Origin of the sequence: Paracoccus sp. SM22M-07, assembly GCF_001887735.1 — a bacterium.
Classification (GTDB): Bacteria; Pseudomonadota; Alphaproteobacteria; order Rhodobacterales; family Rhodobacteraceae; genus Paracoccus.
Map to the genome: position 1 here is coordinate 250,681 of NZ_JPKW01000001.1, position 12,020 is coordinate 262,700.

Annotated in this window: 11 protein-coding genes; 2 read left to right on the forward strand and 9 right to left on the reverse strand. The window is 65.0% G+C overall.

The features are described from left to right. Positions 1 to 37 precede the first annotated feature (37 nt). A complete protein-coding gene (locus IE00_RS01315) occupies positions 38 to 895 on the forward strand; it encodes a sugar phosphate isomerase/epimerase (RefSeq protein ID WP_072295247.1) in 858 nt (285 codons plus the stop codon). A 61-nt stretch (positions 896 to 956) separates the two neighbouring features. Here IE00_RS01315 and IE00_RS01320 read toward each other — a convergent pair whose 3' ends face one another. The 9 genes from IE00_RS01320 to IE00_RS01360 all read right to left on the reverse strand — a co-directional run bounded on the left by IE00_RS01320 (position 957) and on the right by IE00_RS01360 (position 10,800). Beyond that, complete coding sequence (locus tag IE00_RS01320; protein WP_072295248.1) at positions 957 to 1,724, reverse strand: DUF1080 domain-containing protein; 768 nt, start codon at positions 1,722 to 1,724, stop codon at positions 957 to 959. Between the two features lie 60 nt (positions 1,725 to 1,784). After that, positions 1,785 to 2,426 carry a gluconate 2-dehydrogenase subunit 3 family protein gene (locus IE00_RS01325; protein WP_072295249.1) on the reverse strand — a complete coding sequence of 214 codons (642 nt, stop codon included), beginning with the start codon at positions 2,424 to 2,426 and terminating at the stop codon, positions 1,785 to 1,787. Beyond that, complete coding sequence (locus IE00_RS01330; protein WP_072295250.1) at positions 2,426 to 4,114, reverse strand: GMC oxidoreductase; 1,689 nt, start codon at positions 4,112 to 4,114, stop codon at positions 2,426 to 2,428. The genes IE00_RS01325 and IE00_RS01330 overlap by 1 nt, the downstream gene beginning before the upstream one ends. Positions 4,115 to 4,144: 30 nt before the next feature. Then, positions 4,145 to 5,053, reverse strand: a complete 909-nt coding sequence (locus IE00_RS01335; protein ID WP_072295251.1) for a hydroxypyruvate isomerase family protein — start codon at positions 5,051 to 5,053, stop codon at positions 4,145 to 4,147. Between the two features lie 131 nt (positions 5,054 to 5,184). Beyond that, positions 5,185 to 6,120 (reverse strand): ABC transporter substrate-binding protein, encoded by a 936-nt coding sequence (locus IE00_RS01340; protein WP_072295252.1) that lies wholly within the window; start codon positions 6,118 to 6,120, stop codon positions 5,185 to 5,187. A gap of 27 nt (positions 6,121 to 6,147) precedes the next feature. After that, positions 6,148 to 7,128: an ABC transporter permease gene (locus IE00_RS01345; protein WP_072295253.1), complete on the reverse strand. Its 981-nt coding sequence runs from the start codon at positions 7,126 to 7,128 to the stop codon at positions 6,148 to 6,150. After that, complete coding sequence (locus IE00_RS01350) at positions 7,125 to 8,630, reverse strand: sugar ABC transporter ATP-binding protein (RefSeq protein WP_072295254.1); 1,506 nt, start codon at positions 8,628 to 8,630, stop codon at positions 7,125 to 7,127. The genes IE00_RS01345 and IE00_RS01350 overlap by 4 nt, the downstream gene beginning before the upstream one ends. Continuing rightward, entirely contained in the window at positions 8,627 to 9,739 is a 1,113-nt protein-coding gene (locus tag IE00_RS01355; protein WP_072295255.1) for a Gfo/Idh/MocA family protein, read from the reverse strand. Before IE00_RS01355 ends, IE00_RS01350 begins: the two co-directional genes overlap by 4 nt. Before the next feature lie 2 nt (positions 9,740 to 9,741). Beyond that, positions 9,742 to 10,800, reverse strand: coding sequence for a sugar phosphate isomerase/epimerase (locus IE00_RS01360; RefSeq protein WP_072295256.1), 1,059 nt, complete (start codon positions 10,798 to 10,800; stop codon positions 9,742 to 9,744). A 124-nt stretch (positions 10,801 to 10,924) separates the two neighbouring features. On the opposite strand from IE00_RS01360, the gene IE00_RS01365 reads away from it, so the two are divergent. Then, on the forward strand, positions 10,925 to 11,965 hold the full coding sequence (locus tag IE00_RS01365) for a LacI family DNA-binding transcriptional regulator (protein ID WP_072295257.1): 1,041 nt from the start codon (positions 10,925 to 10,927) through the stop codon (positions 11,963 to 11,965). Positions 11,966 to 12,020 lie beyond the last annotated feature (55 nt).

A 12,020-nucleotide genomic window follows, 5' to 3' on the forward strand; every position in this document is an offset into this window, starting at 1 on the left:
CAACCCCTGAGGAGAGGGGCCGAACCAGGAGGAATTCATGACGATCACCAGATATGCCCGCATGGGCGGCGTTTCGCTGTTGGCCATGGCCGTGGTCGCGCCGATGGCGCAGGCCCGCGAGACGGGCGAACTGCCGATCGCAGCCCAGATGTACACGCTGCGCGATCACGGCACGCTGGACGAACAGCTGGCCGCGGTGCAGGCCGCGGGCGTCACCGCCGTCGAGACGGTCGGCATGCAGGATACCGATGCCGAGACCCTGAAGGCGGCTTTGGAGGCGCATGACATCGAGGCCATCTCGACCCATGCCCAGCTGGACGATCTGCGCGGCGACCTGGATGCGGTCATCGCCTTCAACAAGGCGATCGGCAACGACGTCATCACCGTTCCCTATCTGGCCGAGGAACAGCGCCCCACCGACGCGGCGGGCTGGACCGAACTGGGTCAGGAACTGGCCGCCATCAGCCACACGCTGGACGACCAGGACATGACGCTGGCCTATCACAACCACGATTTCGAGATGGTCGAATTCGACGGACGCACCGCGCTGGAGATCCTGTTCGAGGCGGCCGGCGACGACGTCATGGCCGAACTGGACCTGGCATGGGTCGCGCGCGGTGGTCTTGACCCGGTCGAATATCTGGGCCGCTTCGACGACCGCGTCTTTGCCATCCACGCCAAGGATAACGCCCCCGAAGGCGAGGCCGAGGACGAGCGCGGCTTCAAGGCGCTTGGCGAGGGCGTGCTGGATTGGGACGCGATCCTGCCCGCCGCCGAGGAAGCGGGTGCCGAATGGTACATCATCGAACATGACCAGCCGATCGATGCGGCCCAGGTCGTGATGACCGGCGCCACCTTCCTGACCGAACACCTGCCGGACGGCGCATCGCGCTGACATCTCCTCCCTGCCGGACAGGTGACTTGGGCCGCGCGTCATGCGCGGCCCTTTTTCATGGTCACATCGGGCGGACCCAGATGTTGCGATAGCTGACATCGGAATCGTGATCCTGCAGCGAGATCGGCGCGCAGTCATGCGCCTGATAGGCGGGATAGCCGATCCATTCGGTCGCGCCCTGGATCTGGGTGTGGTTCTGCACGACGACGCCGTTATGCATCACCGTGACATAGGCCGGGCGACGCAATCCGCCATCCTCGGCAAAGATCGGCGCCTGGAAGATGATGTCATAGCTTTGCCATTCCATCGGCGCGCGCGACGCGTTCACCAGCGGCGGATGCTGCTTGTAGATCGAGGCCGGCTGGCCGTTCACATAGGTCGGGTTGTCGGACCCGTCCAGGACCTGCACCTCATAGCGTTCCTGCAGGAAGACGCCGCTGTTGCCGCGATCCTGGCCGTCATGACCCTCGTCATTGGCGGGCGAGCGCCATTCGACATGCAGCTGCACGTCGCAGAAGCTGTCCTTGGTGCGGATGTCGCCCTTGCCGCGCGCGACGGACATGACGCCATCCTCGACCAGCCATTCGGCGGCCCCGCCCTCTTTCGCCTCCCAGGCGTCCAGGTTGGCACCGTCGAACAGCACCACGGCATCGGATGGCGGGGCACCTTCGGGGGTCTGGACGGTTTCGGGAACGGGCTCCCAGATTTCGGTCACGGCGGATCGGGCGACGCGTTCCTCGCGGGTTTCCTGCGGCTCGGGGGTTTCCTGGGCGATGACTGCGGTACCGGTCAGGGCGATGCTGGCGGCGATGATGAACGTGGTTTTCATGAATGACCTCGGGGTTGAAATGAAACACGGCCCCGCGCTGGCGGGGCCGTGGAAGGCGGATCAGGTGGCCCAGGCAGGTTCGCCGTCGTAATCCAGATCGCCGATATATTCGCCCGGCACGGGCTCATAGCGCAGCACCTCGGTGGCACCGGTTTCCGACGTGAAGAACCCGAACAGGGTCAGCTGTTCCAAGGGCGTGTACCAATGCAGCTTGGGCAGGGCTTCGGCCATCTCCGCCGTGGCGGCTTCGCCCACCTGATCAGCATTGGACTGCTGGTCCTGGCTCTGTTTGGCGCGTTCCTTGGCCTCCTCGACGACCTTGGCCTGCGCGCGCGCCTGCGGAACGACGCCCTGCAGGAAGGCCTGGCGTTCTTCGGCGGACATGTCGCCAAAGGCCTTGCCCGTCGCCTCGGCCTCGGTCTTCAGCTGCTCCATGCCGGCGCGGAAATCGTCCTGCTCCTCCTTGGTGTAACAGTCGCTGACAAAGACGGTCATGAAGGCGCCCACGCCCGCATCCTTGGCACCGGGCGTGTCGGTGGCGGGGATGATCACCTCGGCCACCTCGTCCAGGAACGCGGCGTCTTCATCGGTGAAGATGTTCTTGCCGGTTTCGGTCTGCAGATAGGCAAAGGCGCGGGTGGTCCCCATCATGGCCGTTCCGGTCATGGCGGCGATCATGGTCAGAAGTTGGCGGCGGTTCATCACAGGTCTCCTGCTTTGCGGGCCTTGACGGCGTGATCGACGGCGCGGGCGGTCAGCGCCATATAGGTCAGCGACGGGTTCACGCAGCTGGCCGAGGTCATGCAGGCCCCATCCGTCACATAGACGTTCGGCGCGTCCCAGACCTGGTTATGCGCGTTCAGGACCGACGTCTTGGGGTCCTTGCCCATCCGCGCCGTGCCCATTTCATGGATGCCCATGCCGGGGGCGTAATCGCTCTCGGTGGGTTTGACGTCCTTGACGCCCGCCGCTTCGAAGATGTCGACGGCGTCCTGCTGCATGTCCTTGCGCATCTGGCGCTCGTTCTCGCCCAGCTCGACGCTGATCTTCAGGACGGGCATGCCCCATTTGTCGGTGACCGAATGGTCCAGCGCGATGTGGTTGGCGTGGTCGGGCAGCATCTCGCCAAAGCCGGTCATGCCGATGGTCCAGTCGCCGGGACGCGACAGCGCCTCCTTCATGTCGGCACCGATGTTCAGTTCGGCGATCTCGCGCTTCCAGCCCTGGCGGCTGGCCGAACCCTGATAGCCGAAGCCGCGGGTATAGGGGCGTTCCTCGCCGCCCAGGTTGCGGAAGCGGGGGATATAGAAGCCCGCGGGGCGACGGCCGAAGTAATACTTGTCGTCAAAGCCCTCGACCCGGCCCTCGGCGCCGACGCGGAAATGGTGGTCCATGACGTTGTGGCCCAGCTCGCCCGAGGACGACCCAAGACCGCCGTCCCAGACATCCGTGGCCGAATTCATCATGATCCAGGTCGAATTGAAGCTGGAGGCGTTCAGGAACACCACATCGGCGGTGTATTCGTAGGTCATGTTGGTTTCGGCATCGATGATCTCGACGCCCTTGGCGCGCTTGGCATCCTTGTCATAGATCACCTGCCGCACGATCGAGAAGGGCCGCACCGTCAGGTTGCCCGTCGCCATCGCCACCGGCAGCGTCGCCGATTGGGTGCTGAAATAGGCGCCATAGGGGCAGCCCAGCCAGCATTTGTTGCGATACTGGCAGTTGACGCGATTCTGTTCCGGCTTGGGCTGGGTGATGTTGGCGCAGCGCGAATTGATCAGGTGGCGCGTGCCGCCAAAGGCCTTCTGCAGGCGCGCGGCCACGTCCTTTTCCACGACGTTCAGCGGAATGGGCGGCAGGAACTGGCCGTCGGGCAGCTGTTCAAGCCCTTCGTTCTTGCCGGAAATGCCGGCAAAGCGTTCCACATGGTCGTACCAGGGCGCAATATCGGCATAGCGGATCGGCCAGTCGGTGGCGATGCCTTCCTTGGCATTGGCACCGAAGTCGATATCCGACAGGCGATAGGTCTGGCGACCCCACAGCAGCGACCGCCCGCCCACGTGATAGGCGCGGAACCAGTCGAAGCGCTTTTCCTCGGTATAGGGGTTTTCCTGTTCGTTGGCCCACATGCCATAGGTCTGTTCGTTCAGCGGATAGTCGCGCTTCAGGACCGGGTAATTGTCCTTCATCTCGACCGTGGCGGTGCCGCGATGGGGGTAATCCCAGGCTTCCTTGTCGGCGTTCACGTAATCGGTCAGATGCTCGATGTTGCGGCCGCGTTCCAGCATCAGGACCTTCAGGCCCTTTTCGATCAGTTCCTTGGCGGCCCAACCGCCGCTGATGCCCGAACCCACGACGATCGCGTCGTAATGCATGTTATCTGCCATCTGGCTGTCCTTTCGAAATCGCTTGATGCCTCAGACGTCACAGGTGCGGACGGCGTCGCGCAACGCGTCCACCGCCTGCTGTCCCGTGCCCGAGGGGATGAATTCCTGCGCCACATAGCCCTGAAAGCCCGTGTCGCGGATGGCCCGGCAAATCGCCGGATAGTTTAGTTCCTGGCCGTCATCCGGTTCGTGACGGCCCGGATTGCCCGCCGTGTGGTAATGGGCGAACCAGTCATGGTGATCGGTGATCGTGCGGATGACGTCACCTTCCATGATCTGCATGTGATAGATGTCATAGAGCAGCCCGAAATTCGGCGCCCCCAGACGTTCGCACAGCGCCACCCCCCATGCGCTGCGGTCGCACATGTAGTCGGGGTGATCGACGCGGCTGTTCAACAGCTCCATCACCAGGGTGACGCCCGCTTCCTGCGCCTGCGGCAGGATCTGCGACAGGCCCGCCGCGCAGTTTTCCAGCCCCTGTTCATCGCTGATCGACCCGCGATTGCCGCTGAAGCAGATCAGGTTGCGATAACCCGCATCGGCCACCAGTCCGATATGGTCGCGATAGCGGCGGATCAGGTCGTCATGGTTGGCAGGATCGGCCCATCCGGCATCGAGGCTGATTTCGGCGCCGTTGCACATCGAACTGTCCAGCCCGTGTTCCTTCAGCACCGGCCAGTCGTCGGGGCCGCAAAGGTCGATCGCCTTCAGGCCCATGTCGCGGGCCATGACGCAGAGATCGGCCAGCGGCATGTCGCCGAAGGTCCAGCGCGCGACCGAGTGGTTGATGTTGCCCTTCAGCGCGGCGCCCGCTGCGGCGTCCTGCGCATGGGCCGCCTGGGCCCCCGCCAGACCCGCGCCAAGCGCCGCGGCGCCCTGAAACAGGTGCCGACGGCTGAGGCCGCGGGTTGCAGCAATGCGATCCGACAAATCGGTCATGTCTCCTCCCATTCGTGGTGTCTGGCCCAAGGCCGTAACTGTAACCGTTTACATCACGGGGCGGACGACCCCTCCTCCAAGGGGTGCGGTCCCCGTGGCGCGGAATGCCCGCGCCACGGATCGTCAGAGGATCAGTAAGGGCTGTCCTCGAAATAGAAATCCTCGGCGTTCTCGGGCGTGATCAGTTGCGAGGCGATGATGAAATCGCCGCTGAAGGGCGCCCCCGAGGTCAGGCCCATCGCCGTCATCTCGATCGCGGTCGAGATCATGGCGGGGGGATAGGTGACGTTGACCGGGACGGTCTCGTCATTGTTGCGGATGCGGTCGACCATCTCCTTCATGCCGGCACCGCCCACGACGATCATCTCGCCCTCGCGGCCCGCCTGTTCGATGGCGGCCAGGGCGCCGACCGCCATGTCGTCATCGGCGGCCCAGACCGCGTCGATTTCAGGGAAGCGCGACAGATAGTCCTGCATCAGGTTGAAGGCGGTATCGCGGTTCCAGTTGCCGTGATCCATGGCCAGAACCTCGATCCCCGACCCTTCCAGCGCCGATTCAAAGCCCGCGACGCGTTCGTTGTCCACGGTCGAGGCGATGCCGCGCATCACGACGATCTTGGCGCCTTCGTCCAGCGTGTCCGCGAAATAGGTGCCCGCCGTGCGGCCGAAGCTGTCATTGTCGCCCGCGACATAAAGATCCTCGATCCCGTCCTGCGCCAGGCCGCGATCGACGACCGTGACCCAGACGCCGCTGTCGGCGATGCGCTGGATCGGCCCGGTCAGGGGTTCGGATTCAAAGGGCAGCACGACCAGCGCGTCGATGCCGCGGGTCGCGACCATGTCTTCCAGGTCCGACACCTGCTGGCCGGGATCCGAGGTCGTGGTCAGCACGAAATCCAGGTCGGGATTGGCTTCCTTCAACCGCTCGACCGTGCGTTCGGCGTGAAAGTTCAGCGCCCCGGCCCAGCCATGGGTCGCCGCCGGGATGGAAATCCCGATGGTTTCCGACAGCGCCGGCATGGCGGTCAGCCCGATCAGGGCGGTGGTGGCGATCAGTGTCTTTTTCATGGTGGTCTCTCCTCCCACAGGTGAAAATCAGCGCGCGGTGCCGGTGTTTCGTTGCAGCACGACGGCAAGAATGATGACGACGCCCTGGATGGCACCGTTCAGATAGGGGCTGACGACATCGGTCAGGTTCAGCAGGTTGCCGATCAGCGACAGGATCAGGACGCCGACGACGGTGCCCCAGACCCGGCCAAAGCCCCCCTTCAGCAGCGTGCCGCCGATGATGACGGCCGCAATGGCCTCCAGCTCCCACAAAAGGCCGGTGGTGGCCGATGCGGATCCCAGTCGCGGGACGTACATGACGACCGCGATGCCCACCAGCAGCCCCAGCAGCACATAGGTCGCCAGCTTGACCCGCGTGACCGAGACCGAGGAATAGCGCGCCACCTTCTCGTTCGATCCGATGGCGGCGCAATGGCGGCCGAAGGCGGTGTGGCGCATGGTGATCTCGCCCAGGATGGCTAGGGCCGCAAAGACGATGATCGGCCAGCTGATCCCCATGATGCCGCCGTAATAGACGGGGCGGTACATCTCGCGCATCTCATAGCCCAGGGACAGGGTGCCGCCATCGGCCAGCCAGGTGACCAGGCTGCGATAGATGCCCATGGTGCCCAAGGTCAGGATGAAGGCCTCGATCCCCGCCCGCGTGATCAGGATGCCGTTGATGAAGCCCGCAAGGATGCCCACCGCCAGCGCCAGCCCGATGCCGATCACGATGACGGGCAGCCCCTGCCCCATGCTGTCGGTCAGCAGGTTCATCACCAGGATCATCAGGCCGGCGACGAAGGCCGCCATGGACCCGACCGACAGGTCCAGCCCGCCCGCGGTGATGACGAAGGTCATGCCGATGGCGATGATGCCGATGAAGGCCGACCGTGCCAGCACGTTCGTGATGTTGGCATAGCTGAGGAAGTTGGGGTTCAGCGCGATCCCGATCAGGATCAGCACCACCAGCGCCACGACGGGCGCGATGACCGGCAGGTTCTGCCGCATGTTGCGAAGGGTGCTCATGCTGCACTGTCCTTTGATGTTCCGTCCATGCCCATGGCCAGGCGCACGATGCCGCCTTCGGTGACGTCGGCACCCGCCAGTTCCCCCGCGATGCGGCCCGCATGCATGACCACCACGCGCGAAGCGAGGCCGATCAGCTCGGGCATTTCCGAGGAGATGACGATGATGCTGCGCCCTTCGGCGGCCAGCTTGGCGATCAGGGTATAGATCTGTTGTTTCGTGCCGATGTCGATGCCGCGCGTCGGTTCGTCGATGATGACGACCTGCGGGTCCGACAGCAATGTCTTGGCCAGCAGCAGCTTTTGCTGGTTGCCGCCCGAAAGGTCGCCCACCGCCATGTCGCGCGCAGGCGCACGGATGGCGAAATCCTCGATGGCGCGGTCCAGCGCCGCTTCCTCGCGCTTGCGGTCGATCAGCGGGCTGCCGAAGGTTTCCAGCAGCGGCAGCGTCAGGTTCTCGCGCAGCGACTTGTCCAGCAGCAGGCCCGCGCCCTTGCGGTCCTCGGTCAGATAGGCCAGCCCCGCCTTCATGGCCTGCGCCACGTCGCCCGCAGGCAGGTCGCGGTCCATCAGGGTGACGGCGCCGCTGCGCGGACGCAGGCCGGCAATCGCTTCGGCCAGTTCGGTGCGGCCCGATCCGACCAGCCCGCCGATGCCCAGAACCTCGCCCTTGTGCAGGGTCAGGCTGGCGTCGTGGACGATGCCCGGCACGGTGATGTTGCGCGCGGTCAGGATCGGTTCGTTGCTGCCCGTCACCTTGGGCGGGAACAGGTCCGACAGCTCGCGGCCTACCATGGCGGCAGCCATGTCATCCTCGGTCACATCGGCCGTCAGGTCGGACCGCACCATCGTCCCGTCGCGCAGCACCGTCACGCGGTCGGCGATGCGCTTGACCTCGCCCAGCTTGTGCGAGGTATAGAGGATCGCCACCCCTTCCGCGCGCAGGCGCTCGACCTGTTCGAACAGGATCTCGGTCTCGCGCTCGGTCAGGACGGCGGTGGGTTCGTCCATGATCAGCACGCGCGCCTTGCGCGACAGGGCCTTGGCAATTTCCACCATCTGCTTGTCGGGAACCGAAATCCCCGACACCCGCGCGCCGGGATCCACCCGGCATTGCAGGCGCTTCAGCAGATCGGTGGTGCGATCGCGCATGGCCTTGTGGTCCAGCCGCCAGCCCTTTGTCAGTTCGCGGCCCAGAAAGACGTTCTGATCGACCGACAGATGTTCGGCCAGGTTGAATTCCTGGTGGATCATGATGACGCCCAGATCCTCGGCCTGGTCGGACCCGGCAAAGGCGATGGGCTTGCCGTCCAGCATGACCTGACCGCCCGTCGGGTCCAGGTAACCGGCCAGGATCTTCATGGTCGTCGACTTGCCCGCGCCGTTTTCGCCAATCAGGGCATGGACCTCTCCGGGGCGCAGCGCAAAATCGACGCCGTGCAGGATCTCGATGGGACCAAAGGATTTGGTGACGCCGTCCAGCGCCAGAACGGGATCGGTCATGGCATCACCTGCACCCAGGCCGCATCCGCATCGTTCGACCGGATGCAGGCATCGATGAAATACAGCCCTTCCAGCCCGTCCTCGATCCCCGGCAGGGTATCAGGGTGGGTGCCGCTGCGGATCGCGGCGGCGGCTTCGGCATAGAGATTGGCAAAGCCTTCCAGATAGCCCTCGGGGTGGCCGGGGGGCACGCGACTGCCCTCGACCACGCTGCCGGGGCCTGCGCGGCGCAGCTTTTGCGTCGGCTGACCAAAGGGCGTGAACCACAGCGTCTCGGGCGTCTCATGGACCCATTCCAACCCGCCCTTGTCGCCATAGACGCGCAGCTTCAGGCCGTTTTCCGTGCCGGGCGCGACCTGCGACGCCCAAAGCATCCCCTTGGCCCCACCGGCATAGCGCATCATGATATGGGCATTGTCGTCCAGCCGGCGTCCGGGGACGAAACTGGACAGATCCGCGGCCAGCCGTTCGGGCAGCATGCCGGTCACGAAACGCGCCAGCTGGAAGGCATGGGTGCCGATGTCACCGATGGCCCCGCCGGCGCCCGCCTTGGCCGGATCGGCCCGCCATTCGGCCTGCTTGCTGTCGGTCTCTTCGGTCAGCCAATCCTGAGCATATTCGGCCTGCACCAGTCGGATCCGGCCCAGATCACCGCGCGCGATCATGGCGCGGGCCTGGCGGATCTGCGGATAGGCGGAATAATTGTGGGTCAGGATGAACAGCGCATCCGAGGCGCGGGCCAGATCGGCCAGGTCGCGCGCCTGTTCCAGCGTGGCGGTCATCGGCTTGTCGCAGATGACATGGATGCCTTGCGCCAGAAACGCCTTGGCGACCGGAAAATGCAGATGGTTCGGCGTGCAGATGGACACCGCCTGGATGCCGTCCGGGCGCGCGGCCTCGTCGCGTGCCATGGTTTCGTAATCGTCATAGCTGCGGGCAATGCCAAGCTCGGCCGCGCTGGCCGCCGCCTTTTCTGGGGTCGAGGACAGCGCCCCCGCCACCAGGTCGAACTGCCCGTCCAGACGCGCCGCGATGCGATGCACATTGCCGATCATGGCGCCTGCGCCACCGCCGACCATGCCAAGGCGGATGGGGATATGTCGTTCCATGATCAAACCTCCAGCCCCAGCATCCGGCGGTTGGCGGCGTCATCGGTGCCGCCATCGGCGAAATCGTCGAAGGCACGGTCGGTGACGCGGATGATGTGATCGCGCACGAAGGCAGCCCCTTCGCGGGCACCGTCCTCGGGGTGCTTCAGCGCGCATTCCCATTCCACCACGGCCCAGCCGTCGAAACCCATCGTCGTCAGCTTGGAGAAGATCGCCTTGAAATCCACCTGCCCGTCTCCAAGGCTGCGGAACCGCCCGGCGCGGTCGACCCAGGACTGATAGCCGCCATAGACGCCCTGACGCCCCGTCGGATTGAACTCGGCATCCTTGACGTGGAACATGCCGATGCGGTCGGCATAGATGTCCAGGTTCTGCAGGTAATCCAGCTGCTGCAGCAGGTAATGCGACGGATCGTACAGCATCATGGCGCGGGGATGCTGATCCAGGCGGTCCAGGAACATCTCGAAGGTGGAGCCGTCATGCAGGTCTTCGCCGGGATGGATCTCGAAGCAGATATCGACGCCACGGCTGTCGGCGTGATCCAGGATCGGACGCCACCGCGCGGCCAGTTCGTCGAAGGCCGCCTCGACCAGACCAGTGGGGCGCTGTGGCCACGGATAGAGATAGGGCCAGGCCAGCGCGCCGGAAAACGCCGCCATCCGGTCCAATCCCAGATTGGCCGAGGCATCGATGGTCTTGATGACCTGATCGACCGCCCATTCCTGACGCGCCTTGGGGTTGCCGCGCAGCGCGGTGGGCGCAAAGCCGTCGAACATCTCGTCATAGGCGGGATGGACGGCCACCAGCTGGCCCTGCACATGGGCCGAAAGTTCGGTGATGGCGACGCCATTGGCCGCAGCCTGCCCGGCCAGGTCGTCGCAATAGCCGCGCGATTGCGACGCGCGGTCCAGATCCAGCAGCGCCCCGGCCCCCGAAGGCACCTGCACGCCCAGATAGCCGCATCGGGCCGCCCAGGCGGTGATCGCGTCCCAGCTGTCGAATGGCGCATCCGTTCCCACGAATTGCGCCAGGAACAGGCCGGGGCCCTTCATCGTCTGCATATGTCCTCCCTTGACCGCACATCGTGATGTAATCGGTTTCATCCACGCTCTCACAGTCTGAAAAGGTTTACAACAGCAATTTTTGCGCTATCCCTGTTCCTCTTTTCAGCAAGGGTCCCGCCACGTGTCAGACCACAACCGGCCACCGCGCATCCATGACGTCGCCAAGATGGCGGGGGTTTCGGTCGCGACGGTCAGCCGCGCCATGTCGAACCCCGCCATCGTGTCCGAGGCGACCCGCAAGGCGGTCGAGGACGCGATCGCGGCTACCGGCTATACGCTGAACCTGACGGCGCGGAACCTGCGTCAGCAGCAGGTGGGGGGCGTTCTGGCGCTGGTGCCGAACCTGGCCAATCCGTTCTTTTCCCAGATCCTGGCCGGCATATCGGAGGTGCTGCGCCAACGCGGCCTCAGCCTTCTGGTGATGGACACGACATCCGTGGCCGATCAGCCGGCGTTGGCTGCCCTAGGGCCCTATCTGAACCGATCGCGATCCGACGGGGTGATCGTCCTGGACGGCAGCCTGGACCCCGACCTGTTCACCCGGCCCGGCTGTCCGCCCGTCGTGCAGGCCTGCGAATGGATCGACGGGCTGGACGCGCCGCGCGTGCTTGCCGACAATGTCGAGGGCGGGCGGCTGGCCGCGCGCCACCTGACGAGGCTGGGGCACCGCCACATCCTGCACATGACCGGCCCTGCGCCGAATTCCCTGACCGCATCGCGCCGCCAGGGCTTTCTGCAGGGCCTGGCCGAGGCGGGCCTGCCCGAACCCGGACCTGCCGACAGCATACCCGGCAATTTCGAAACACGTTCGGGCGTCGAGGCCGTGCCCCGCATCCTGGCGATGGACCCGCGCCCCACGGCGATCTTCTGCGACAATGACGAAATGGCGATCGGCGTGATCCACGGCCTGACGATGACGGGGGTCGCGGTGCCGGGCGACATTTCCGTCATGGGGTTCGACAATATCGAGATGTCGGGTTTCTGCCTGCCGCCCCTGACCACCATCCGCCAGTATCGCACCCGCCTGGGACGGCGGGCGGCCGAATTGCTGCTGGACCGGATGCAGGGCAGCGATGACCGCCGGACCGTCATTCTGGACGTCGAACTGATGGAACGCGCAAGCACCGCGCCGCCGCCCGCCAGGGCGCCGAACACACCCTAACAATTGATAACTTGTCCCTGATTGGCCAAGTTTCTACACTTGCGGCACGGATGAC